Source organism: Chitinophaga barathri (assembly GCF_003807585.1).
GTDB classification, from domain to species: domain Bacteria; phylum Bacteroidota; class Bacteroidia; order Chitinophagales; family Chitinophagaceae; genus Chitinophaga; species Chitinophaga barathri.
Genome location: NZ_RMBX01000008.1, coordinates 190,533 through 214,670 on the forward strand (window position 1 = coordinate 190,533; position 24,138 = coordinate 214,670).

Annotated in this window: 21 protein-coding genes; 6 read left to right on the plus strand and 15 right to left on the minus strand. The window is 50.8% G+C overall.

Going from position 1 to position 24,138, the window contains the following annotated elements; all coding sequences use genetic code 11:
• Nucleotides 1-9: 9 nt before the first annotated feature.
• Together ftsH and rsfS are read right to left on the minus strand one after the other, a co-directional pair.
• Nucleotides 10-2,049, minus strand: coding sequence for an ATP-dependent zinc metalloprotease FtsH (gene ftsH / locus EG028_RS15935; protein ID WP_120517547.1), 2,040 nt, complete (start codon nucleotides 2,047-2,049; stop codon nucleotides 10-12).
• A gap of 71 nt (nucleotides 2,050-2,120) precedes the next feature.
• On the minus strand, nucleotides 2,121-2,525 hold the full coding sequence (rsfS, locus tag EG028_RS15940; RefSeq protein ID WP_120517548.1) for a ribosome silencing factor: 405 nt from the start codon (nucleotides 2,523-2,525) through the stop codon (nucleotides 2,121-2,123).
• Between the two features lie 176 nt (nucleotides 2,526-2,701).
• Here rsfS and EG028_RS15945 point away from each other — a divergent pair, with 176 nt between their 5' ends.
• A complete protein-coding gene (locus tag EG028_RS15945; RefSeq protein WP_241559150.1) occupies nucleotides 2,702-3,421 on the plus strand; it encodes a biotin--[acetyl-CoA-carboxylase] ligase in 720 nt (239 codons plus the stop codon).
• Between the two features lie 345 nt (nucleotides 3,422-3,766).
• A complete protein-coding gene (locus tag EG028_RS15950; protein ID WP_120517550.1) occupies nucleotides 3,767-4,750 on the plus strand; it encodes an aldo/keto reductase in 984 nt (327 codons plus the stop codon).
• A gap of 91 nt (nucleotides 4,751-4,841) precedes the next feature.
• On the opposite strand, the gene EG028_RS15955 is transcribed toward EG028_RS15950, so the two are convergent.
• From EG028_RS15955 to EG028_RS15970, 4 genes are all read right to left on the minus strand, one after another.
• Nucleotides 4,842-5,174, minus strand: a complete 333-nt coding sequence (locus tag EG028_RS15955) for a translation initiation factor (RefSeq protein ID WP_120517551.1) — start codon at nucleotides 5,172-5,174, stop codon at nucleotides 4,842-4,844.
• Between the two features lie 11 nt (nucleotides 5,175-5,185).
• A complete protein-coding gene (locus EG028_RS15960; protein ID WP_120517552.1) occupies nucleotides 5,186-6,070 on the minus strand; it encodes a diacylglycerol/lipid kinase family protein in 885 nt (294 codons plus the stop codon).
• A 6-nt stretch (nucleotides 6,071-6,076) separates the two neighbouring features.
• Nucleotides 6,077-6,937 (minus strand): carboxylating nicotinate-nucleotide diphosphorylase, encoded by an 861-nt coding sequence (gene nadC, locus EG028_RS15965; protein WP_120517553.1) that lies wholly within the window; start codon nucleotides 6,935-6,937, stop codon nucleotides 6,077-6,079.
• Nucleotides 6,938-7,029: 92 nt separating this feature from the next.
• Nucleotides 7,030-7,425 carry a DUF4783 domain-containing protein gene (locus tag EG028_RS15970; RefSeq protein WP_120517554.1) on the minus strand — a complete coding sequence of 132 codons (396 nt, stop codon included), beginning with the start codon at nucleotides 7,423-7,425 and terminating at the stop codon, nucleotides 7,030-7,032.
• Between the two features lie 428 nt (nucleotides 7,426-7,853).
• Here EG028_RS15970 and gpmI point away from each other — a divergent pair, with 428 nt between their 5' ends.
• The 4 genes from gpmI to uvrC all read left to right on the plus strand — a co-directional run bounded on the left by gpmI (nucleotide 7,854) and on the right by uvrC (nucleotide 13,316).
• Entirely contained in the window at nucleotides 7,854-9,377 is a 1,524-nt protein-coding gene (gpmI, locus tag EG028_RS15975; RefSeq protein WP_120517555.1) for a 2,3-bisphosphoglycerate-independent phosphoglycerate mutase, read from the plus strand.
• A 252-nt stretch (nucleotides 9,378-9,629) separates the two neighbouring features.
• Nucleotides 9,630-10,799: an LVIVD repeat-containing protein gene (locus EG028_RS15980; RefSeq protein ID WP_162946545.1), complete on the plus strand. Its 1,170-nt coding sequence runs from the start codon at nucleotides 9,630-9,632 to the stop codon at nucleotides 10,797-10,799.
• A 118-nt stretch (nucleotides 10,800-10,917) separates the two neighbouring features.
• Complete coding sequence (locus tag EG028_RS15985) at nucleotides 10,918-11,499, plus strand: hypothetical protein (RefSeq protein WP_120517557.1); 582 nt, start codon at nucleotides 10,918-10,920, stop codon at nucleotides 11,497-11,499.
• Nucleotides 11,496-13,316, plus strand: coding sequence for an excinuclease ABC subunit UvrC (gene uvrC, locus EG028_RS15990; RefSeq protein WP_120517558.1), 1,821 nt, complete (start codon nucleotides 11,496-11,498; stop codon nucleotides 13,314-13,316). Before EG028_RS15985 ends, uvrC begins: the two co-directional genes overlap by 4 nt.
• Before the next feature lie 246 nt (nucleotides 13,317-13,562).
• Here the strand turns inward: uvrC and EG028_RS15995 are convergent, their stop codons facing one another.
• From EG028_RS15995 to EG028_RS16035, 9 genes are all read right to left on the minus strand, one after another.
• Nucleotides 13,563-14,189: a DinB family protein gene (locus tag EG028_RS15995; protein WP_120517559.1), complete on the minus strand. Its 627-nt coding sequence runs from the start codon at nucleotides 14,187-14,189 to the stop codon at nucleotides 13,563-13,565.
• Between the two features lie 104 nt (nucleotides 14,190-14,293).
• Nucleotides 14,294-14,866 (minus strand): Crp/Fnr family transcriptional regulator, encoded by a 573-nt coding sequence (locus EG028_RS16000; RefSeq protein WP_241559151.1) that lies wholly within the window; start codon nucleotides 14,864-14,866, stop codon nucleotides 14,294-14,296.
• Nucleotides 14,867-14,944: 78 nt separating this feature from the next.
• Complete coding sequence (gene porN / locus EG028_RS16005) at nucleotides 14,945-16,003, minus strand: type IX secretion system ring subunit PorN/GldN (RefSeq protein ID WP_120517560.1); 1,059 nt, start codon at nucleotides 16,001-16,003, stop codon at nucleotides 14,945-14,947.
• A 23-nt stretch (nucleotides 16,004-16,026) separates the two neighbouring features.
• Nucleotides 16,027-17,568, minus strand: a complete 1,542-nt coding sequence (porM, locus tag EG028_RS16010; RefSeq protein ID WP_120517561.1) for a type IX secretion system motor protein PorM/GldM — start codon at nucleotides 17,566-17,568, stop codon at nucleotides 16,027-16,029.
• A 54-nt stretch (nucleotides 17,569-17,622) separates the two neighbouring features.
• On the minus strand, nucleotides 17,623-18,354 hold the full coding sequence (gene porL / locus EG028_RS16015) for a type IX secretion system motor protein PorL/GldL (protein ID WP_241559152.1): 732 nt from the start codon (nucleotides 18,352-18,354) through the stop codon (nucleotides 17,623-17,625).
• 115 nt (nucleotides 18,355-18,469) lie between these two features.
• Nucleotides 18,470-19,750, minus strand: coding sequence for a T9SS ring complex lipoprotein PorK/GldK (gene porK, locus EG028_RS16020; protein ID WP_120517700.1), 1,281 nt, complete (start codon nucleotides 19,748-19,750; stop codon nucleotides 18,470-18,472).
• A gap of 408 nt (nucleotides 19,751-20,158) precedes the next feature.
• Nucleotides 20,159-22,204, minus strand: coding sequence for a thioredoxin domain-containing protein (locus tag EG028_RS16025; protein ID WP_120517563.1), 2,046 nt, complete (start codon nucleotides 22,202-22,204; stop codon nucleotides 20,159-20,161).
• A gap of 103 nt (nucleotides 22,205-22,307) precedes the next feature.
• Complete coding sequence (locus tag EG028_RS16030) at nucleotides 22,308-22,973, minus strand: uroporphyrinogen-III synthase (protein WP_241559153.1); 666 nt, start codon at nucleotides 22,971-22,973, stop codon at nucleotides 22,308-22,310.
• Nucleotides 22,974-23,132: 159 nt separating this feature from the next.
• Nucleotides 23,133-24,104 (minus strand): DUF4271 domain-containing protein, encoded by a 972-nt coding sequence (locus EG028_RS16035; RefSeq protein ID WP_123864689.1) that lies wholly within the window; start codon nucleotides 24,102-24,104, stop codon nucleotides 23,133-23,135.
• Between the last annotated feature and the right edge of the window lie 34 nt (nucleotides 24,105-24,138).

Here is a 24,138-nt window from a genome sequence, read left to right on the forward strand (position 1 = left end):
CGTTCCTTACTATTCTGAAATGGCGTTTGCTGGTGAAGGATTGATAATGTCTGTAGGATGAACACCGTCGGTGGTCATACCTTCCTTGTTCGGCACGATATGTTCCCTGTGCGTTTCATACGGGCGTTTACCGATGAGACGTTCCAGGTCATCTTTGTACAGCACTTCTTTTTTCAGCAGTTCCTGCGCCAGCAGCTTCACGTTTTCCAGCTTCTCGGAAAGCAGCGCCTTGGTACGGTTGTATGCTTTTTCGATCAGCAGCCTTACTTCATTGTCGATCATTTTAGCGGTCTCTTCTGAATAAGGTTTGGTGAAAGCCTGTTCGCTGTTCGGATCGTAGAAAGACACATTCCCCACTTTATCGTTCATACCGTACACGGTCACCATGGCGTAAGCCATACGGGTGATCACCTGCAGGTCGTTCTGCGCGCCGGTGGATATTTTGCCAAACACGAGGTCTTCCACCGCACGGCCACCAAGGGTCATGCAGATATCGTCCATCAGCTGTTCGGTATTGTACAGGTATTGTTCTTTCGGAAGGTATTGTGCGTACCCCAGGGCTGCAACGCCGCGCGGCACAATGGTCACTTTCACCAGCGGGTTCGCGTGCTCAAGATACCAGCCGCAGATGGCGTGGCCTGCTTCGTGGTAAGCGATCACTTCTTTTTCTTCCGGGGAAATGATCTTGTTCTTTTTCTCCAGGCCACCGATCACACGGTCGATTGCATCGTTGAAGTCTTCCATTTCCACTTCGGTTTTGCCTTTACGGGCCGCGATGAGGGCGGCTTCGTTACATACGTTGGCAATGTCCGCGCCGGCGAAGCCGGGGGTCATGGAAGCGAGCTTCTTGATATCAAGGATCGGGGAAGTCTTGATGGGTTTCAGATGCACGTTGAAGATGTGCTCACGCCCGTTCAGGTCCGGCTTGTCGATAGAGATCTGGCGGTCGAAACGGCCGGGGCGCAGCAGGGCGCTGTCCAGCACGTCCGGCCGGTTCGTCGCGGCGAGGATGATGATCCCGCTGTCTGTACCGAAACCGTCCATTTCCACGAGCAGCTGGTTGAGGGTGTTTTCACGCTCGTCGTTGCTCATCATGACGTTTTTGCCACGGGCACGGCCGATCGCGTCTATTTCATCGATGAAGATGATACAGGGTGCTTTTTCACGGGCCTGTTTGAACAGGTCGCGCACACGGCTGGCGCCTACGCCTACAAAGAGTTCCACGAAATCGGAACCGCTCATGGAGAAGAAGGGAACCTGTGCTTCGCCTGCCATGGCTTTTGCCAGGAGCGTCTTACCGGTGCCCGGAGGGCCTACCAGCAGGGCGCCTTTGGGTATTTTACCACCGAGGGCGGTGTATTTTTTCGGGTTTTTGAGGAAATCCACGATTTCCATCACTTCCACTTTGGCTTCGTCAAGACCGGCTACATCGTTGAATGTGATGGTCACGCGGGTGCCTTTGTCGAAGAGGGTGGCTTTTGATTTGCCAATGTTGAAGATGCCGCCTGGTCCGCCGCTTCCGCCGGAAGGGCCGCCCATTTTGCGCATCAGCAATACCCACATACCGATCAACAGCAGTATGGGCAGTAATATCTGCATCAAAGGCTCAAACCAGTTCTGACGGTCTGTGTAAGACACGTTCATCTGGTCCGCCAATGGCATATCAGCCTGTGCTTTATCCAGTTCTTTCTGGAAACTTTCCACGCTGCCAATGGTAAATTGGAAGTGCGGTCCGGGGTTTTCAGCTCCGAAACGGCCTTTGGAGACGTTTTCGTATCTGGGGTCTTTCAGCCGGTCTTTTTTAATGAATACTTCCACTAATCTTTTATTCACTACCACCAGCTTATCGACATCCCCGGTGCGGAGATACTGCTGCTGGAATTCCTTAAAGCCGGAAAGCTCTTTGGGCTGATTGGAAAGCGGCACGAAGTTCATTGCCAGCAAGGCAATACCAATGATGGCATACACCCAGTATATGTTGAACTTTGGCCCTTTCTTCGGAGATTTTTCTGATCCCTTGTTATTATAGTTGTTGCCTCCTTTTTCCATGATCGTTCGCTCCTTTACGAATGAGTGTTGTCTGTTTATACAAATAATTAATACAAAACCAGCGGTTTTGTTCAGTTTTCAAGATGTTCCATGCGTTCTGCATCGCTCCACATCTCTTCCAGATTGTAGAATTTGCGGGTTTCGGGTATAAAAACGTGTAACACGATGTTCACATAGTCCACCAGAATCCACTGCTGGGCTGTGAAACCTTCGTGTTTGTACGGTGTTTCCTCCGTGGCATTCTTCACTTCTTCCTCCACGAAGTCCGCAATCGCCTTAACTTGGTTATTGGAATTGGCCTCACAAATGATAAAGAAGTCAGCTACCGCTTCAGGGATCTTGCGCAGATCAAGGGAAACGACATTCTCCCCTTTTTTCTCCTGTATGGCCTTTATGATAGTTGTAAATATCTTGCTGTTCCTGTTAATGCGTGTTACCGCCTTTTTCCTGGTATTCAGAATGGTTAAGGGTGCCAATAAAATGCTGTTTTTGTTAAAAATAAACTTTAATCTCCAAAATTACTAAACCGGCGTCAAAATATAACGAACACCAGCCTGTATCTAGGTAGACGAATCAGCCGGCAAAAAATTGTGAAAATGCTTTACTTTGCTTTTCAAGTAAAAACGGCTTTGTGATAGGAAACCCATTTCACGTGCTGGCTACTATAAACAGCACCAATAACTATGCCATGGGGCAGGTCAATGCAGGGCCTGTGGCAGACGGAAGTACCTGGTTTGCCATGGAGCAAACCGCCGGAAAAGGACAGCGCGGCAAACAATGGCTCTCCGAGCCCGGGGAGAACATTATGCTCACCACCGTGCTGCAACCCGCCCTCACACTGAATCAGCAGTTTATGCTCAGTGTCGCAGTATCCCTCGGGGCCTATGATTTCTTCAGCAAATACGCCGGCGAAGAGACCCGGATCAAGTGGAGCAATGATATATACTGGCGTGACAGAAAGGCAGGTGGCATATTGATAGAGAACGTTTTACGCGGAAATATATGGCAATATGCCATCGCCGGCCTGGGAATCAACATTAACACCCCGAAGTTTCCCGAACACCTCGCCAATCCTGTTTCCCTTCGGCAGATCACCGGCAAAACCTGGGACAGCCTGGAACTGGCATATGACCTCTGCCGCTGCCTCGAAGAACGCTACAGCCGTTTGCATCCCGCAGTGTTCGATACATGGCTGGCCGAATACAAAGAACACCTTTACCGCCTTCACGAACCGGCGCTGTACAAGATCAACGGCGAAATTTTCCAGGGAACTATTCATGATGTGCTGCCGGACGGGCGGCTCTGTCTCGAAAAAGGAAAAGAAATACTGGAACTCGGCTTCGGCGAAGTGGAATTTATTTTTGCTACCTGAGTTGAAAAGTACGCTGGTATTGGCTTCTGAGAGAAATGAAAAAGCCAGTTTGACAACTGGCTTTTGGAGAAGTGGAATTTGTAAAGACAATATTCGATCGGCTTCTCCAAAAACGCCAGTCACGGGAATGATCCCCTGATTTTGGTCAATAAATGGAGGCATACAAGATGTATATTCTTTTTTGACCTGCCAAATATAAAACTGCAACATCTGTTGCAATTCCCGTCAAAACTGCGCTGGTGCCGCATTCGAAAAATCCACTGAATTTTGCAACTTACCGTTTGAATCATGCAATTGCCGTGAAACAGGCCGGGTGTACATTTGTATCCATAAATCCTATTCACAATGCAATACAGAACTTTAGGCAAGTCAGGAGAGAAAGTTTCAGCCATCGGGCTGGGCTGCATGGGCATGGCCTTCGCTTACGGGCAGCGGGACGACCAGGAATCGCAGGCCACCCTGGAACTCGCGCTGGACCTGGGTATCAACTTCTGGGACACGGCGGATATGTATGGTCAGGGGTATAATGAAGAACAGCTGTCCAAAGTGCTGGCCACCCGTAGAAAAGACGTATTTCTCGCCACCAAATTCGGTTTCCGCTATAAAGAAGACGGCAGCACCTATTTCGACGGCTCGCCCGATTATCTCAGAAAAGCCTGCGATGCAAGCCTGAAAAGACTTGGCGTGGATGTGATCGATCTTTATTATTCCCACCGCGTGGACGATAAAGTGCCCATCGAAGAAACAGTGGGTGCCATGGCGGAACTGGTGAAAGCCGGTAAAGTACGCTACCTCGGCCTGTCCGAAGCGTCCGCGAACTCCCTCCGCAAAGCCAGCGCAGTACACCCTATCACAGCATTACAAAGCGAATATTCCCTCTTTGTGCGCGACATCGAAAAAGAAATACTGCCCACCGCCCGCGAACTGGGCATTGGCATCGTGCCTTACAGCCCGCTGGGCAGGGGCGCGCTCACCAACACACTTCGGGACATCAGCAGCCTGGACCCGACGGATTTCCGCCGCAACCTTCCGAGGTTCCAGCAGGAAGCGTTTGAGCAGAACCTCCGCATCGTAACCGCACTGGAAAAAGTAGCGGGCGACAAGGGCTGCACGCTCGCTCAGCTGGCACTGGCCTGGCTGCTGGCACAGGGAGAGGACATTGTGCCCATCCCCGGTACCAAACGCAGGAAATACCTCCAGGAAAACGCGGGGGCTGTAGATGTACAACTCAGCAATGATGATCTGCAATCCATCAATTCACTGATGGGTGGTTACCAGATAAGCGGCGAACGGTATAGTGAAGGTGGGATGAAACTGGTGAACCGCTGATCGGTTCTGCATAAACAAAAAGGAAGGCCCGTAAAAGCCTTCCTTTTTTATTTGGCGACACCGGCGCTGAGCCGGTGAATGATTCACGATATTACGAAACCTTATAACCCCAGTCCCGCAGCCACTTCAGCACCTTCTCCTTGTAATCTCCCTGTATCAGTATCTGCCAGTCTTTTACACTGCCGCCCGTGCCGCATTTTGTTTTTAATTCCTTGCCCAGCTTTTCAAGATCCTCTCCTTTTCCCAGGAACCCTTCTACCACAGTCACGGTTTTACCGGCGCGCTGTTTCGTATCCAGCTTCACTTTCAGGCGTTGCTCCGCGGGCGGGAGGGTATCCTGCTCCTGTTGTTCTTCTTCCTGGTACTGGAAACCGGGATCGGTGGAATATACAATGCCGTTGGAGGTGTTTTTTTTCTTGCTCATAACCGTAAGTTTTAATTGCCCTGCGGAACGATGATCTGCAACGCGCCGGGCACAACACGAAAATACACAGTTTTACCATTCAGCGGCACCGCATCGCCGTCCACCTGCAGGCAGTTCAGCTCAGGGCTGCTGACTGTTATTTCCTTTCCTTTAAAATGTTTCATAAAACGGCTGCGGTCTATCGTGCCGCGCAGTGAATGCAGGCTCACAGGCAGCAGGTGCCAGAACCTTACCGGCGGCATGAGGCATACGTCCAGCTCGCCGTCGAACACGCTGGCCTGGGGGGCCAGCTTAAATTCATACCCAAACTGGTTCCCGTTCGCCACCGTCATCAGGAATGCTTTTTCATTGCTCTCAATACCATCTGTATTGATCGAATAATGCGCGGGATCATATGCGGAAAAGCCGCCGATCACCAGCCGCGCGTAATTGATCAGGCCCCTTTTTTTGGAATGCCTGAAGCGGTCCGCGATCAACGCATCAAAGCCTACGCCCGCGTTGCTCAGGAAAAGGTGTTCATTCGCAAAGCCTGCGTCCATCGGCATCTTGCGGCCATCGGCCACTACCTGCAGCGCCTGCATTACATCCAGTGGGATCTTCAACGCACGCGCAAGGCCGTTGCCGCTGCCCAGCGGAACGATCGCCAGCGCCGTACGCGTACCGATCAGGCCCTGGGCGATTTCATTGATAGAACCGTCTCCACCAACCGCCACCACGGTGTCCACACCGCGCTTCACCGCTTCACGCGCCAGGTCCGTGCCATGGCCGAGATATTGGAGATAGGTGGTTTCCACGCTGAAGCGCTCCGGCGGCAACTGCTGCCGGATGGCCGCACCCATCTGCTTTTCGCGGTCTGTCCCGGCTTTCCGGTTGATGATAATAAGTATCTTCCTCAAAGGACTTTATTTGTTGGGATGGATAACGGCTTTCAGGCTCAGATCGAGACTGACGGCGTGGTGAATGATAGCACCGACGGATACGAAGTCCACACCTGTTTTGGCGTAAGCCTCCACATTCTCCAGCGTGATGCCGCCGGATGCTTCGGTTTCGTATCGGCCCTGTATCAGTTCAAGTGCCGGGGGGATTTGCTCTGGTGTAAAATTATCGAGCATGATGCGGTGTACCTGGCCAACGGACAATATTTCCTGTACATCGGCGAGGGTACGCGCTTCCACTTCTATTTTAAGGTTCAGTCCCTGCTGCGCCAGGTATGCCACTACATTATTCACCGCGGGCGTAATACCACCGCTGAAATCGATATGATTATCCTTGAGCATGATCATGTCGTACAGGCCGATGCGGTGATTCACGCCGCCGCCGATCAATACGGCTTCTTTTTCCAGCATCCGGAAGTTAGGGGTGGTCTTGCGGGTGTCCAGCACTTTTGTGCGGTAACCTTTCAGCTTATCCGTGTATTTCCGCGTGAGGGAAGCGATGCCGCTCATACGCTGCATACAGTTCAGCACCAGGCGTTCGGCCATCAGCAGGGTACGCACGGAAGCTTCCACCTCAAAAGCCAGCTCTCCGAAGATCATTTCGTCTCCGTCTTTTTTCAGGGGCTTAAACTTCGTTTCCGGGTCCAGGTGGCGGAAAATAGCCGCTGCTACTTCCATCCCCGCGAGGATGCCGTTCTCTTTGATCTTCAGCTGTGCGTTACCCCGTACGCCAGCGGGTATGGACGCCAGGGTGGAATGGTCACCGCTACCGATGTCTTCCGCCAGGGCACTGCTGATAAATTGTTCCAATGCTTCTTTCTGTAACATATCCGTGCAAAATTGAAGGCAAGTTACAAACAAAAAGGCTGCCCGTGAAAAACGGGACAGCCTTCAATTCCTTTTGCTTAAGCTATCGTTCTTTATTTGGATTCAAATCTTAATTCATTCAATACCAATACGTTCCCTTTTTTTTGCAGGAAAAAGGACATCCTGAAATTGCCGCCTGAAGTTACAAGGTTACCAATACCGAACTGGGAACCGCCTCCTTCACCGCCTTTGTGGAGGATCTCGAAAGACTTTACCGAGTTTTTGCTGAAAAAATCCTTCAGAATGATCTCCGCCTGTGCTTTGCTGTAGGAATTGTTCTTGCCGGCAATGTTGATCTCTACCGTGTTATCCAGGCTTTTACTCAGGCTGGCAGCATCCCCCTGCTTAATGGCGCTTACCACGTCCTCGAAGGGACCGGCCATCAAGGTAAAGGCTGTGAACATACCGCCCGCCAACAATACCCCCAGCACAAAGATTAACTTTTTCATTATCCGTTTTTTGATTCGATTTATACTTTTATCAACTGCTGATGGAACCAAAACTATGCCAAACTGTTGATGTTCAATCAATATCCCATTATTGTGCTATGTACTTTGTTCTTCTGCATTAAGAATGAATGATATATGAAAATCGCCCGGATGCGAATTTTCCTGGCCCAAAACCGCCCGCCCGCCACCAGGCTGCGGCCAGGCCGCATCGCCTCCGGATCAACTCCGCATCAAGTCCGCCTCACCTCCGCAACTCCTATAACAATCATATACTTACGCAATATCTTTCATAGTAGTATATCCGTCCCTTCAACCGGAGCTACCCTTGCACGCCTTCACATTAAGCGGTACAACACAAAAATTTTAAATACGGAAAGGGATGTTATTATTAATTTCACGACCCGATTCATTCAATAACGGATTTAAGTATGGAAACTAAAAGAGCGATCCTGATCATCATGGATGGCTGGGGCGAGGGCAAAGTACCGGCCGCAGATGCCATCGAGCACGCAAATACTCCTTTTGTAGACAGTTTATATGAGCAATATCCCCACAGTTCACTGGTTACCTGCGGCGAAGACGTTGGTCTGCCCGACGGCCAGATGGGGAATTCCGAAGTAGGCCATCTCAATATCGGCGCAGGAAGGATTGTATACCAGGAGCTGCAACGCATCAATGTAGCCGTACGCACCGGGGAACTGGCGGCGAACAAAGCCCTCCAGGCTTCCATGGACTACGCTCTGAACAACGATAAAGCCCTTCACCTCATTGGCCTGGTGAGCGACGGCGGGGTACACTCCCACATCAATCACCTGAAAGCCCTGACCAGCATTGCGTTTGCACGCGGGCTGAAAAAAGTGTTCATCCACGCGTTCACAGACGGCCGCGACACCGATCCGAAAGGCGGCCTCGGCTACCTGGAAGACCTGCAGGCGCACCTCTTGCAAACCACCGGGCGCATCGCATCCGTTACCGGCCGTTATTACGCCATGGACAGGGATAAACGCTGGGAAAGGGTGAAACTCGCTTACGATGCCCTGGTACTGGGCCTGGGCACTCCTACCCATGACCTGCTCACCGCCATCAAAGCATCCTATGCGGAAGGCGTAACCGACGAATTTATCAAACCGATCATAGTGACCGACGAGGCGCAGAAACCCATCGCCACCATCCAGGAAGGTGATGCCGTGCTGTGTTTCAACTTCAGAACGGACCGCTGCCGCGAGATCACCGAAGTGCTCACGCAGGAGGCATTCCCCGCCTTCGGTATGCAGCCCCTGGCGCTGAACTATACCACGATGACGGAATACGACAAGTCTTTCCGCGGCGTGCATATCATTTTCGACAACGACAACCTTGTAATGACACTCGGCGAAGTACTGGAGAAATACGGTAAAACCCAGATCCGCATCGCTGAAACCGAGAAATATCCCCACGTATCCTTCTTTTTCTCCGGCGGCCGCGAAGAGCCCTTCGTTGGCGAAAGACGCCTGCTGGCGCCTTCGCCCAAAGTGGCCACTTACGACCTGAAACCGGAAATGAGCGCGCCCGAACTGGCGGACCTGATCGTGCCCGAACTGGAGCAAAGGACCGCGGACTTTATCGTGCTGAACTTCGCAAATGCAGACATGGTAGGGCATACCGGCATCTGGCCCGCCGCCATCAAAGCCGTTGAAACCGTGGACGCCTGCGTGGCCAGGGTAGTGACCACAGCGCTGCTGAACGACTATGTGATCTTCGTGACCGCAGACCATGGCAACGCCGATTACATGATCAACGAAGATGGTACGCCCAACACGGCGCATACCCTGAACCTGGTGCCTTTCTTTATCGTAAGCCACGATTTCAAAGGCCCGATCAGAAATGGCAAACTGGGAGACCTCGCCCCGACCATCCTGCATTTCATGGGCCTGCCCATACCGCCGGAAATGACGGGTAACGTGCTCGTATAAACACCGATTTAGTTCTGCTTAACAATACAGGAGGCTGGCACAAACAAAGGTGCCAGCCTCTTTTTTGCTTTATTTTTCCCCCCTTGTAACTTTTTTGTTTTCCCTCCCGTTTTACCTTCAAATTCCATGCTCCCTATGCGCCACAGTCTTTTATCCATCCCACTTATTGCGGTGATGTCGCTGGCACTGAACGGTTGTGTGAAAGAGAATTGTCAGAGCGTCACAAAAGCAAAAATTTATACCCCCGTTTACATGGCATTAAGCGATGTCAGGGCCACAGCGGTACAGACCATGCCGGCCCGGGATATTGCCAAAACAGGCAAGATCTATACCAGGGGGAATTATATACTGGTGAGTGAACCCGCAAAAGGTATTCATATCATCGACAACAGCCAGCCCTCCTCCCCCAGGAAAGTTTCTTTCCTGAACGTGATGGGGAACGCGGATATGGCAGTGCAGGACAATATCCTTTATGCCGACAGTTTCCGGGACCTCCTGGTCTTCGACATAAGCGATCTCAGCAATATCAGGTTTTTGAAGCGGTTTGACGATGTGATGGGTTATGTGGTGGACGATATGGGCAGATGGCTGGGCACCCCCAGCGCGCAAAGGGATTCCATCCTGGTAGGATATTCAGAGCGGGACACCACTTACGCGCATGGCTGTAAGGATACGAAGGGAGACGATTTTGTGGAATTTGACAACCAGATGCTCTTTTTTGCCTCCTCCAGCTTTAAAGCGTCAAGCGGTGGCGGTACAGGAAAAGGCGGGTCTATGGCAAGGTTCGCCATCACAAAAGGGCACCTTTACACAGTGGACCGTTACCAGCTGACCAGCTACAACATCGCCACGCCATCCGACCCGGTGAAAGCGCCAACGCCCGTGCCGGTCGGCGGAGGGATCGAAACCATTTTCCCTTACCAGGATTACCTGTACATCGGCAGTACAAGCGCCATGTTCATTTATGACCTGGTGGACCCGGAAAAGCCGGCCCGCCGCTCCGTAGCCATACACGTAAACGCATGCGACCCGATAGTGGTGGAAGGTACCACGGCTTATGTAACGGTGCGCACTGGTAATTTTTGCGCAGGCACCGTAAACGAGCTCCAGGTATACGACGTAAAAGACGTGGACCGTCCTGTGAAGCTGGCAACTTACCAGATGAGCAACCCGCACGGCCTGGGGATAGACAACGGCAAACTGTTCATCTGCGAAGGCGGTCACGGGCTCCGTTTCCTGAATGCGCCATCGCCGGCGAATATTACCATCGCCAGTACACAAACCGGCCTGAACGCCTACGACGTCATCCCTTTCCCCGGGGAAAAACGCCTGCTGGTGAGCGCGGTGGAAGGCATTTATCAATATGATTATTCGTCTATGACGAACCCGGTGCTGTTAAGCCGGATTGAAGTGAAAAAATAACCTGACTATATATCTTTTTAGTGCTCTCGACAGATTTGCTCATGCATCAGATGCGCCGTTTTCACGGCGCATTATTTTTTGCCGCCATTTTCCCCCTGATCCCATTAAATTTGCCAGTATGAGACCTGTAGTTTGGATCATTTTCCTTTGCACACTGATAACGGCGGGTTGCAGCCCGCAGCCCGATAAACCGGCTTCCCTTCAGAAAGATATGAGTTACCGCGCCCTCGGCAATTATTGCTGGGAGGAGATCGCGCGCATGAAAGCACAGCAGATCGGGATCACAAAGGTCGTACGGGTGAACGGGAAGACCGATTCCCTGCCGGTAAAGGACAGCGCCGGGCTGCAAGCCCTCTTCAGGCCGCTGATGGACGCGGATGTGAACAAACCCTCCCTCCTGGACGCTTACCAGATAGACACCATTGCAGACCAGTTTCACGGCGATACCACCTTCATTTACCACACCAAAGGCAAACAGACCTGGCCCGCCCAGCTTATCCTTGACGTGGACAAAGAAGGCCGTATCAAGACCGCCCAGGTATCGTCCTACACCAAAAACCTGGTGTATGAATACCGCCAGGAAGTGCTGTACGAACGTAACAAACAGCTCAGGGTGAGCACTTACCAGAAGATCATTTTCCTGAAACCTGAAAGCCTGGAAGTACAGGCCTGGTTTCAACCGACAACGAAACATACATGACAGCCGCAGAGTTTCAACAGATAGCCCATACATTACCCGTTCATGCCGGTATCTATAAGTATTTCGGCACGGAAGGGGAACTGCTTTATATCGGGAAGGCCAAAAGCCTCCGCAAAAGGGTCAGCTCCTATTTTGTCAAGAACCATGATAACTACAAAACACGGAAGCTGGTGGAGTCTATCCATCACATCGAGTTTACCATCGTGGATTCCGAGCAGGACGCCTTTTTGCTGGAAAACTCCCTCATCAAACAATTCCAGCCGAAATTCAACATCAACCTGAAAGATGATAAGACCTACCCTTTTATCATCATCAAACACGAGCCTTTTTCCCGCGTGTTCCTCACCCGCCGCATCATCAAAGACGGCAGCGAATACCTCGGGCCGTTCACGTCCGTGGGCAGGGTGCGCGAAGTGCTGGAAGTGATCCGTTACAATATCCCCCTCCGCACCTGCTCGCTGAACCTGAGTGAGCAGAATATCAAAAAAGGGAAGTTCAAGGTCTGCCTGGAATATCACCTCGGCAATTGCAAAGGCCCCTGCGAAGGGCTGCAAACGCAGGAAGATTACCGGGAAGGGCTTCAGCAGGTGAAAGAGATCCTGCGCGGCAACCTTTCCCCTGTGCTGAACATCTTCAAAGCGAAGATGCAGGAACATGCCATGAATATGGAATTTGAAAAGGCGGAAATACAACGTAAAAAGATCGAAAGCCTCCAGGCCTATCAGAGCCGCTCCACCATCGTGAGCTCAAGAGTGGGGAATGTGGACGTGTTCACCATCCTGTCCGAAGGCAACTTTGCGTACGTGAACTACCTCCGCGTGCTGAACGGCACCATTGCCGATACCAAAACCGTGACGCTGGAAAAGAAGCTCGAAGAAACGGACGATGAGGTGATGGCCTATGCCATCGCGTATCTCCGCGAAGCGTTTCAGAGCATGGCGAAAGAGATCATCCTGCCCTTTGAAGTGGAGTTTCCCGAAGAAGGTGTAACGCTCACCGTACCCCGGGGCGGCGATAAAAAGAAGCTGCTCGATCTCTCCGAAAAAAATGTGACCTATTTCCGCGAAGAATTACGGAAAAAGAAAATGCTGCACCTGGAAGGCAAAACGGACATGGAGAAAAAGAAAGTACTGTACCAGTTGCAGGCCGATCTTGAATTGCAGGAACTTCCCGTGCACATCGAATGTTTCGATAACTCGAACTTCCAGGGAAGTTATCCCGTTTCCGCCTGCGTGGTGTTCAAGGATGGGACAGCGTCAAATAAAGACTACCGGCATTTTAACATCAAAACGGTGGAAGGCATCAATGACTTTGCATCGATGACAGAGGTGGTTTTCCGGCGCTACAACCGCCTTTTGAACGAAGAGCAGCCTTTGCCCCAGCTGGTGATCATAGACGGCGGTAAAGGGCAGCTCGGCGCCGCTATGGAAAGCATCCGTAAGCTCAACCTCATCGGCAGCATGACGGTAGTGGGCCTTGCGAAAAATGAAGAAGAGATATTTTTCCCGGGAGATAAGGAAAGCATTAAACTTCCCTATGACAGCGAGAGTCTAAAACTTATCCGCCGCATCCGCGACGAAGTGCACCGCTTTGGTATTACGTTCCACCGGCAGAAAAGAAGCAAAGGCACATTCAAAAACGAGTTGGAAGACATCAAAGGCATTGGCAAAAATACCGCTACACAGTTGTTGCAAACCTTCCGTTCGGTGAATAAAGTGAAACAATTATCGCTGGAGGACTTAGTAAAAGAGGTAGGTCAAAGTAAAGCCCAGCTTATCTATCAGCATTTTCACGGGGATGCTCCCCAGACTTCATAAAATGACGAGAGCCCGGTTTGAGAACCAGGCTCTTTTCCCCAAGTTAACCATTAAAAGACACAGATTTATTTTTGATGGTCCCGATAAGAATCGGGGACCGATCTTTCCAGATTATTATTCTTTTACTAAAGTAGTATGAACAACGTATAGCAGTTGTTAAGAATTTGTTATCACCACAAAAATACAAACATGTTGGAATGCCCAACAGGATTGACTTTCAAGCGATTTTCCCTACTGCTGTTCTGATTAACGAAACTGCTCTTCGAGGTACTGCATTGTGACCGCAGTTTTGTTGCCGCCGGTGACGGTATTGATGGCCCGGAGAGCCTGGAGCATATGACGTTGCCCGTGTGCGATGAGGAAGCGGAAAGTGTCTCCTGCTTTGAGTTTGAGGAGCCTGGAGATGGAGATGGGGATGCGCAGGCGGGAGATATTTACTTTTTCTGCGCGTTGGAGAAGGGCCAGCGTTTTTTCCTGGTGCGATATAAATTCAGCGAGGATGGCGGGCGCATCCAATTGGGGTTCGGGGCGGTAGCCTTTCGGAGCTTTCATCTTCGACTTCAAAGCCCCGTCAGGGTTGGGTTGCATGAGGTTGGTAAAATAATTGCCCAGCCAGCCGCTGCGAAACTGTGGCAGTGCTATCCATTTGTTCTTTTCTGCTTTGTTAATGGCTTGTTCAAGCGCGGGCAGGTAATACCTGCTGTAGCCATTCAAATGCTCAAGGCATTGTGCGGCGCTCCAGCTGCCCGGGGAAGGCTGATGAAGTATGGCCGCGCTGGTTTGGGTGGCAATCTTTGTGTTGAGGGCGTTCGTGAGGCCGTTCACATCGTTCCGGAGATTTTGCAGCAGGATTGCTGTTTGAAAAACAGGCATGATTCAATTTTTAATGACAACACAAAGGTACAGGTGGCCCAAAGCTTAAATCTTTGCCTGCGCCAAGATTTTTGTAAGAATTGGATACGATGTTTGCAATGTGGTCAGATCCGGGCGCTACCCAGCAGTTTACTGAACGTAGCAGGATCGATGCCGAGATAGGAAGCGAGGTATTTGTGCGGGATCATTTGCAGCACATGCGGGCTGCGGGCCAGCAGGCGGCGGAATTTATGTTCGGCGCCCAGCGTCTGGACCTCTATCATTCTTTCCATCACCCCGGCCAGGGCCTGTACCACCCCGAGGTGTACCCAGTGTGCGATCAGCGGATGCTCCTGCATCAGCCGGCTAACGTCCGCAAAAGAAATGCGCAGGAAAGCGCTGTGCGTGAGCGTTTCAAGATAGTACCGGCTGGGCTGCTGCAGGAAAAATGAATCGATGATGCCGGAAAAGGAACCTTTGTAAGAGAACATCAGGGTGGCTTCTTTCTCCCCCTCGGCCAGGCTGAAGGCCCTTTGCAGACCATCCAGTACAAAATAAGTGTACCGTTCCGTGTCTCCCGCGGCGGTGATCACCGTTTTCCGTTTGAACTCCACAGGATGCCAGCAGGCGGCCATCGCTTCCCAGGTATCATCCGGGAGCGGCACCAGCGCGTGTATGGCGGAACGGAGTTCTTTCACCGGTGTAAGATAAAAAAAAACTGCCTCCCATGCGGAAGGCAGCTTTCATTATTGTTCGCAGGATTTGAACGTTACATCTTAGTATTCCCAGAGATCCTGTTCTTTATTAAAGATCTTGTCTTTAATGGCCTGTCCTTCGAGGAGGCGCATTACACCGTCTTTAATGTAGGAATTGATATCCCTGTTGAAAGCGTTCTTTTCTTTCACCACATAGCTGGTAAAGAAACGCATTTCGAAAAGGTCTTCCCAGGTCATGGTAGATGCGTCATTATTCTGGTTGTAAACGTCGTATTTGGCCAGTACGGGGCGAAGATCAGGGTAATACAGCCAGAACAGGGGGATAGAGGCGCGTATGGACCCATCGTCGTTGATGCGGGATACCATGGGCGCAATACCCAGGATGCGGACCTTCAGCGCGGAGGCTTCCTGGTCAAACACCCATACTTCCTTGATCTTGAATTGTTTGATGGTCTCAGGGTTAAATTCATCCCTGGTTTCCACCAGCTTTTCTTCGCCTGTAACGGGGTCTACGCTTCTTACAGACCTCACTTCGCCGGTCAGTTTCGTCATGATCTCATCATAGCTCATAACGGTGCTGAAACGGTCATCTATGGGGCTGAAAGCTTCTACTTCCTTGGTCCTGATCGCATTGAGCAGAATATTGATCAGCAGCTGGTTTACACCAGTTTCGTCTTCCACGTTGTACTGGAAGGGGAGGTTCATTTTCTCGCGGATGTCTATCACCTGCCAGATCTGTTTTTCCCAGAACTTGTCGTCTTCGCGGATGTGATCATACGTGATGGGCACACGGTCGCGGATCGGGCTTTTCTCGGAAACACCATCTATACGGAGGGATTTACGCGGCGTGTCCACGGGCGTGCCGATGCCATCCTGCCTTAAAGAAGGCGGGGGCGCCTGCTGCTGCATGGTGGCCGGGTCCGTGCCTGCCGGGGCAGGGGGTACGGTTACCGGTCTTCCGGTAGCGGGATTGGTAGCAGGTTGCTGCTGCGCCGGTTGATTGGCGGGCGGCGTGGTCCTGTTACCGCCTCGGCGGGTCTGTGCTTCTGCTGACGTAGACGCCAGCATGATCACCAAAAATGCACTCCAGCTGATTTGTTTCAATATTACTGCTCGCATAGCCCAGTAATTAATTTGTTACGTTAATTGATCTTGAAATTGATGTTCTGCATGGAACGTACCTTGTTATCCGGGCCTTTTACGCGGATGTTCTCGAAGTACACCATGTCACCGGCTTTCAACTGACGGAGGGAATTCACGATCTCGGCGTTTTTAGGCCAGTATTCGGAAGTGGCTTCTCCCTCAGCATATTCGCGGCTTCTTGAGTCGATGGACATACGGTAGCCTACTACAGCATAACGTACACCGTCGAATACGAAATCTTCCAGGTCTGCGCGAAGACCCTGCTGTGCTTTAAAGTCAGCAACCTTCATCAGCGGTCCTTTGCTTACACCTACCTTCATCGTAGGATCCGGTACCATTTTCACACGGAATTCTTTGGAATCCAGCGTTTTCATTTTACCGTCGATCTCCGCGGAAACGGTGATCACGGCTTTGGTACCTGGTTGAGATGCGGTTACTACGAACTCGCCCGGACCTCTTTTAGTGATCTGAGCGCCACCGCCGCTAACGGATGCAACGATCTTTTCAGCAGGCACACCGGCGGCAGTGATAGACACCGGGTTTTGCAGCGCTGCATAAATTACGTTCATCTTGTCCGCGGAAATGGAGGTTGCGGAAGCACCTACTTTATACGTTTCGGTAAACGGTCTTGTGATTACTTCGCCGTTAGGTTTGGTGAGCTGAACAGTACCTGAAATGGAGTGTTCGCCGATAGCGCCTACCTGTGTGGTATATACGCCTTTACCTGCCTGAGCGGTCACGGGCTGGCCGTTGATCACGATGGTGGGATTTACAGTGGAGCTGTAAGCGCCCATTACCACAGTGGCTTCAAGTGTCTGGCCAGCGGTGAAGTTTTTAGAGTTCAGTGATACGAATGCATCCAGCTGGTCGAATTTGAAGTCTTTTTCAGACACTTCGGACAGCAGTTTGTCAATGATCATCGCCTCTGAGTTTTTAACGTCGTTCTGGAACTTGCTCAGCAGGGTGATGGCGGCGATAGACGGTACCATGTTGAAGTGGTAGGTAGTCCAGCTTTTTTTCACCGGGCCTTTCTGTTCCGGATCATCCACTTTCAGCGGAAGGTTCTGCTCGAAAGCCTTGCGGTCTTTCGGATCGATAAGCGCAAGCATTTTTGTTCTCAGTCCCTGAAGCTGTTGCTGTAATGCGGGGCCTTTCTTCTGGTTCTCCATGATGCGCGTTGCAGCATCAAGGTTATCCTTTCCTTTCATCTCACCTTTTTCATTCAGGCCATCGCTTGCAGTAATGATTTCTTTTTTAAGATTTTCTATATAGGTATGGGCATCAGCAGAGAGTTTTTTCACTTCTTCTGCTTTGGCTTTAAAGGGACCAACTTTCGCGGCATCCGTTTTCACCAGTTCATCGAACTGATTATACGTTACCTTGTTTTTGCTATCGATCGAGGTGTTGGATGTAGTAATTGAATTATTTACGATGTCAAATGCATTCAGAATTTCGGCGGATACGTTCAAAGCCAGCATGGCTGTGAGCACCAGGTACATGAAGTTGATCATCTTCTGCCTGGGGTCTTTTGGTAATGCCATAGTTAATTACAAGTTTTAGATGATTGTGTCTTGTTTAGTCACTATTGCGTTACCTTATCTGCCTTGCATTGCCGTGAGCATATTGCCATAAACAGTATTCAGGTTACCGAGGTTGCGCGCCAGCAGGGTGATCTGCTCTTGTGTTTTCTTAGCGTCGTCAACGGAGCCGCTCATAGCCTGGGAAGCGCTCAGCAGGTTGCTGTAGAAGCTGTTCATGGCTTTGAGGTGGTTATTGGTATCCTGTAATTCCAGTTCATAGATGGCATTGAGGGAAGCCAGATTTTTGGTCATGGACTGTACCTGCTCATGGAAATTACGGGTAGATTCGGATGCGTTATTGAAAGTGGAAACCGCTGCTGCTGCGTTCGTGTAAGCTTGTGTTACATTACCGATAGCGGAAGCTGCTTCGCGTGTTTTCTGCGTGTAATCGCCGGTAGCAGCAACCACGTCGCTGATATCGCGCATTTTGTCAACGGTGGAGCCGAGCTTGGTGAAGTTTTCGCTCAGGCGGCTCAGGTTTGCGGGCGTGATGTCCGCTTCCTGGAGCATTTTGTCCATGTTCGCCAGTGCGGGGCTACCTCCGGCTACAGCTGCGGGTGCAGGTGCATGGCTGGTGTCCGGTACAAAGGCGTACACAAAAAAGATGAGTGCTTCCACGCTCAGACCGAGGATCAGCGCTACGTCTGCGCCAGGCCAGTGCTGGAGTTTAAATAATGCTCCGATGATCACTACTGATGCACCTACGCATACAAAGAAGTTTAGCCATTTCGCTGTGTTAGGATTCATAGCCATAGGTTAAAATTTAAGTTTATGGGTGATTAAAAGGAAAAAAGCTCGTTTCAGGTTTGCCATGTCTTTCGATTTTACGGTTTTATCAAGGATGGTTGTCAGCTAATGTATCCTACTTACGGTTGAAATCGTTTTTAGACCTGCTCAGGAAGGCGATCGTACAGCGGAAGCCGATGTAGGATTTTGCACTGTCTTGGTACTCATAAGAACGTGTGCCATTCTGGAGGAAGTGTCCGATATCTTTCCAGCTGCCGCCTCTTACGGTTTTACGTTTCATCTTCGGCGCCGCGTTATCCGGAATATCCATTCTCAGATAAGGGTTCATGTCTGAAGTGAAAGAGTAAGCATTCTGGTAGAAAATGTCCTGTGTCCATTCCGCTACGTTACCTGCCATGTTGTACAGGCCATAGTCGTTAGGCCAGTAAGCATCCGCGCGTACGGTGTAAAAACCGCCGTCTTCAGGATAGTTACCGCGGCCCGGTTTGAAGTTCGCGAGCAGACAGCCTTTTTTGTTGCGGATATAATAACCGCCCCAGGGGTAAGGAGCCTGTTCACGGCCGCCGCGGGCTGCATATTCCCACTGCGCTTCGGAAGGGAGCTGGAATTTATCTTCAGTGAATTGTTTCTTGGAGGTACGGTAGTCTTCCCAGAACTTACTGCGCCATTCGCAGAAAGTGCTGGCCTGGTGCCAGGTTACGCCCACCACCGGGTAATTGTCGAAGGCGGGGTGCCAGAAGTACATACGCGTCATGGGCTCGTTGTAAGCGTAGGAGAAATCCCTGATCCAGCAGAGGGTATCAGGATAGATAGCCACATCTTTCTTCTCGATGAAGGTGTTGCGCGGCTTGTCTTTATTCTCCCGCAGCTTCGCTTTTTCCCAGTTGAAGGTTTCCTGGTGATAAAGGAGCTTGCGCACGTCAATGTCCTTGCGGCCGTACAGACGGTCGTCTGCCGCGTAGATCATTGCGTCCACTTTTTCGTAGGTGGCTTTGTCCTTCCAGTTGATCTTCTGTTTCCAGTCCACATAGTCCTGCCCATTATCGTTTTTCACATGACCGAGGAGGATGTGCGCAATGGAATCCGTCACCCAGTTCACGAACTGGCGGTATTCATTGTTGGTGATCTCCGTGGCGTCCATGTAAAACCCGGAAATGGAGATGGCTTTGTTCCGCGCCGTATAGGCGTAGTTCACATCTTCATCGCTGGGACCCATGTGAAAAGTTCCGGAAGGCACATATACCATTCCGTAAGGTACGGGGGGAGTGTACTTCGGCCGGGGACTTACACCTATCAGCTGACCTTGTGCGTTTTTGGGGGTTTTACCACCACCGCAGCTGGCCAGGAGAACCGGCAGCAGTATGACCAACAGCCCACTACAATAATTAAGCTTCATAAGGGTGACTTTCATTAGAATACGATGATTTTTCCTGAACCGGCCAGATGTGTCTGCACGCGCTTGATATCATTTTTAGTCACACTTTTCACCTGGTTGTTTATCAGAAAGATAGCAAATGTAATAAATAATTTTAATCCGTAGTTAGTTTTCACCCAACTTTTTCAATTCCACATATCAGGGCTACGTAACATATTTAAACGCACCTTTTAACATTTTATTATGCAAACTGCCCTACCTCACACAAATTGACCATGGCGCACTCCCATTTGGGGTCATCTGCAAACGCTTGCCTGTCAGGATCATATACGCATCTAATATAAATATAATATTTATTTTGATATTATTGCGGTTATTTTTTCCTCTCAAGCGCTAATTTATCAAAGGGATTGCAAATTACAACAAATTTCATATTAAATTAGTTATTTCTGATATATATTCGACAGGCTTAACACATTGGTAATCCCGGCAGAGGTATATCAGGGTCCTCCCCTGCTGCATCCGCTGCTGCAAAAGCGGCATATCCCCAGCCTCTGCATCAGCCCCCAGCAACACTTTATAAGGAATATACAGTTCATTCAGCTCCCGGATCCGCTCTTTGTATGCCGGCCCGGCCACCGCCAGCTCCGGCGTGCCCTGCACCAGCCGCATGATCATCGCTGCCCATACCCCGAAGGACGTCGGGTACCGGATCAACGTCTGAGACAGCCCGGCCGTCATGCCCAGGGCCCTTTCCGCCCATTCGCTCTTATCAAAAACAATGGAAAGGTGCCAAAGGTTATGAGCCATCACCGCATTGCCGCTGGGCACCGCCCCGTCATATATCTCCTTCTTACGTACGATCACATCGGCCTGCCCGGATGCGGTGTAATAGAAATAACGCAGGTTTTCGTCGCTGAATTGTTCTAACACAAAAGTAACCAGTTCCCCTGCCGTACGAACCCACTCCAGGTTGCCGGATGTTTCCTGTAAAGTTATCAGGGCGCGGATGAGGTTGGCATAATCGTCAAGAAAAGCGGGATAACGCGCGCTACCTTCCTTATACGTATGCCAGTACGCCGGGGATGCCCCGGGCTTGCGCATATTTTTCAGAATGCAGCCCATCGCGGCTTCCGCCATGGCCAGATAAGCACCGTCTCCCAAAGCCGCCGCTGCCTTGCAGCAGGCGTGGATCATCAGCGCGTTCCAGCCCAGCAATATCTTGTCGTCCAGGCCGGGGCGGATGCGTTTGTCGCGGGCTGCCATGAGCACAGGTTTGCTTCTTTCCAGCAATGCCTCCAGCGCCGCGGCCGTCATCCCCTGCTCCTCCGCCACCGTTTCCAGCGGCCGGGGCGCCCAGAGAATATTCACATCCTCCCAGTTGCCATGCCGGCTGATATCGTAATATGCTTTAAACGCAGGCGCATCGGGGCCCAGCAGCTGGTCCACCTCTTCTTCGCCCCATACGTAAAATTTACCCTCCACTCCCTCCGAATCCGCGTCCAGCGCGGAATAGAAGCCTCCTTCGGGAGAGGTCATTTCTCTTTGTATAAATGCCAGCGTATGCCGGACGGTCTGTGCGTAACGTTTATTGCCGGTGAGCTGGTAAGCCTCGCAAAGCGTGTCCACCAGCAGGGCATTGTCGTACAGCATCTTTTCGAAATGCGGGGCCAGCCATTTTTCATCGGTTGAATACCGCGAAAAACCGCCGCCGAGCTGGTCGTAAATGCCACCGTCGATCATCTTGTCCAGTGAAAGAAGCGCCTGCCTGAGCGCCGCTTCGTCTTTATTGGTGCGGTAATGGCGCAGCAGGTACTGGATGGAGAAACACCCTGGAAATTTCGGTGCATGGCCAAAGCCACCCCACTCTTTGTCCGCCTGCCCCAGCAGGGCCAGCACCATGGCATCCGCCTGCGCCTGCGTGAAAAGCTCCTCTTTGGGAAGCCCGAGGTCCACGGTATTAACGCCAAACTGGTTGCTTTGATTAAGGTGTTGTGTGAGGTTCGCAGCCTGCTCCTCCAGGTCTTTCCGCTTCGTTTTAAACGCATCGGAGACGGCCAGCAGCACTTCTGTCCAGGAGGGACGGTTGTAGGCCTGTTTCGGCGGGAAATAGGTGCCGCCGTAAAACGGCTGCCTGTCCGGCAGGAGGAACATATTCAGCGGCCATCCGCCGTTACCGGCGATTGCCTGCAATGCATCCATGTAGATATGATCTATGTCCGGGCGTTCTTCCCGGTCTATCTTGATATTCACAAAGTGCTCGTTCATGAGCTGCGCAGTGGTTTCGTTCTCGAAACTTTCCCGCTCCATCACGTGGCACCAGTGGCAGGCCGCATAGCCAATGCTCACCAGGATAGGTTTGTTTTCTTCTTCGGCCTTCCGGAACGCCTCTTCTCCCCAGGGGTACCAGTCCACAGGATTATGGGCATGCTGGAGCAGGTAGGGGCTGGTTTCCTTTGCTAAACGGTTTGCCATGTAATGATCAGTTAAGGGTATCGTAATCAATACGAAAGTAGGTTAAAACAAAAAGGGAACATCCTGCGGATGCTCCCTTTTCTATAAATTTTTCGTTACTGTTTTACTTTTTCCCCAATCCCTGGAGGAATTGTTCCAGTGCGGCAACCATAGATGGCGCCTGCGGGGCGGGGGCTTTCACATCCAGGCGCAGACCTGCTTCTTCCACGGCAGCGGAAGTGGTTGGTCCGAATGCACCGATGTGTGTGCCGTTCTGTTTGAATTTCGGCATATTCTCAAAGAGAGATTTTACACCGGAAGGACTAAAGAATACGATCATGTCATATTCCGTCTTCGCTAATACATCTTTCACATCAGTCGAAACAGTCTTGTACAGGGAGGCTGTGGCATATTCGCACTTGTTGGCTTTTAACCATTCCTCGATGTCTTTTTTCTGACTGTCTGAGCTCGGGAAAAGGAATTTTTCATTTTCCCGGTGTTTGTTCATCACTTCCAGCAGGCTTTTGGTAGAGCCGTCCGCTCCGTAAAAAACCTTGCGTTTGCGGTAGAGGATGAACTTTTGCAGGTACAACGCCACGGCTTCTGTTATACAGAAGTACTTACAATCCTGTGAGACTTTTACTTTCAGCTCCTCGCAAACGCGGAAGAAGTGGTCTACCGAATTCCGACTGGTGAAGATAACAGCAGTATAAGTGATGATGTCCACTTTCTGCTTACGGAAATCTTTACCCGGCACTCCTTCCACGCGGATGAAAGGATGAAAATCCAAGCGAACGTTGAATTTCTTTGCTAAGTCGAAATAAGGTGATTTCTCTGTCTCTGGCTTAGGTTGGGAAATTAGGATCGTTAGTTGTTTCTCCTGCAAATCTTTTTTTGGCCCGCCTTTTATCATACGTAATTTGCTCTTGTGTTAACAATAGCAGTAATCTTACGGATTACCAGTTAACCAAAGTAAAAGTACCTTTGTAATTATTAAAACCGGCACTACTTCGAATGCGCAAAGGTAAAGAAAAAAATGCAATTTGCTGAAAGAGAGATATTGGCGGACCAGGGAATAAGACCTTACGTACCTGTACACAACCAGTAATACAATAAAAAATAATGAAATATAGAGGCATGTTGCCGCAATTTCAGGCTTACAGAAGGCCAATATCACCAGGAACGGCGCTAAAAGTATCCCCAGCACTTTATTGATCAGGTAGAGAATAAACACATACGCATCTATCAGCTCCTCGTTCCCGAAAAGCCACCCGCAAAACCGCAGCACAATGTATTTTACCGTGTAGATCACGCCTACCAGCAGCATCAGGCCGGGTATCAGCATCCATGCGATGGCGTCCGCCGGGTAATCCAGCCGGTACATAAGCAGGTATAGGTACAGCCCCAGGCTGATCACAAAAAATGCGTTCAGCAGGAAGTTCGGGAACGGTGACTGTGAAAGCTGGTCTTTCAGCTGCCGCTGGCTAAGTGTAGGGTTAAAAAAGGCCCTGAACAGGTCGGAAAAATATTTCAGGTAAGCGGTCCGGATGATGCCCAGCAGCAGGATCACACCCGCCACTACATACACCAGCCAGTCCTGCGAACTGTCTTTCCGGGCGGGATTGATGTCGTATTGCAGCGGTTTGCCTTCGCGGTTGAGATACATGTGTTTTTTCTCCAAAGCCTGCATAACCGTATCGTATGCATGTACTTTGGGCGCAGCGGCCGCTGCCAGGGAATCCCGCAGCGCAATGGAGTCCTTTACGGGCAAAGGCGCCGTAACCGCGGAATCTATCTTAACTTTGCGTACAGCCGCAGCGGCGGGTTTGGGGCGCGCCGGTTTTTTAACAGCACTGTCCGACTGCGCCCGGAGGCTCAGTGAGCAGATCATCAGCAACATGTACAACATCCAGGTTCGCAACGGTCTGTAAGATTTATGATAATGCAATTAACTA

What these genes read in the sequence shown, in the direction of transcription:
- ftsH (WP_120517547.1), bottom strand. Translation starts at nt 2,049, where the DNA reads ATGGAAAAAGGAGGCAACAACTATAATAACAAGGGATCAGAAAAATCT.
- EG028_RS15950 (WP_120517550.1), top strand. Translation starts at nt 3,767, where the DNA reads ATGCAATACAGAACTTTAGGCAAGTCAGGAGAGAAAGTTTCAGCCATC.
- EG028_RS15955 (WP_120517551.1), bottom strand. Translation starts at nt 5,174, where the DNA reads ATGAGCAAGAAAAAAAACACCTCCAACGGCATTGTATATTCCACCGAT.
- nadC (WP_120517553.1), bottom strand. Translation starts at nt 6,937, where the DNA reads ATGTTACAGAAAGAAGCATTGGAACAATTTATCAGCAGTGCCCTGGCG.
- EG028_RS15970 (WP_120517554.1), bottom strand. Translation starts at nt 7,425, where the DNA reads ATGAAAAAGTTAATCTTTGTGCTGGGGGTATTGTTGGCGGGCGGTATG.
- gpmI (WP_120517555.1), top strand. Translation starts at nt 7,854, where the DNA reads ATGGAAACTAAAAGAGCGATCCTGATCATCATGGATGGCTGGGGCGAG.
- EG028_RS15980 (WP_162946545.1), top strand. Translation starts at nt 9,630, where the DNA reads ATGGCATTAAGCGATGTCAGGGCCACAGCGGTACAGACCATGCCGGCC.
- EG028_RS15985 (WP_120517557.1), top strand. Translation starts at nt 10,918, where the DNA reads ATGAGACCTGTAGTTTGGATCATTTTCCTTTGCACACTGATAACGGCG.
- uvrC (WP_120517558.1), top strand. Translation starts at nt 11,496, where the DNA reads ATGACAGCCGCAGAGTTTCAACAGATAGCCCATACATTACCCGTTCAT.
- EG028_RS15995 (WP_120517559.1), bottom strand. Translation starts at nt 14,189, where the DNA reads ATGCCTGTTTTTCAAACAGCAATCCTGCTGCAAAATCTCCGGAACGAT.
- porN (WP_120517560.1), bottom strand. Translation starts at nt 16,003, where the DNA reads ATGCGAGCAGTAATATTGAAACAAATCAGCTGGAGTGCATTTTTGGTG.
- porM (WP_120517561.1), bottom strand. Translation starts at nt 17,568, where the DNA reads ATGGCATTACCAAAAGACCCCAGGCAGAAGATGATCAACTTCATGTAC.
- porL (WP_241559152.1), bottom strand. Translation starts at nt 18,354, where the DNA reads ATGAATCCTAACACAGCGAAATGGCTAAACTTCTTTGTATGCGTAGGT.
- porK (WP_120517700.1), bottom strand. Translation starts at nt 19,750, where the DNA reads ATGAAGCTTAATTATTGTAGTGGGCTGTTGGTCATACTGCTGCCGGTT.
- EG028_RS16025 (WP_120517563.1), bottom strand. Translation starts at nt 22,204, where the DNA reads ATGGCAAACCGTTTAGCAAAGGAAACCAGCCCCTACCTGCTCCAGCAT.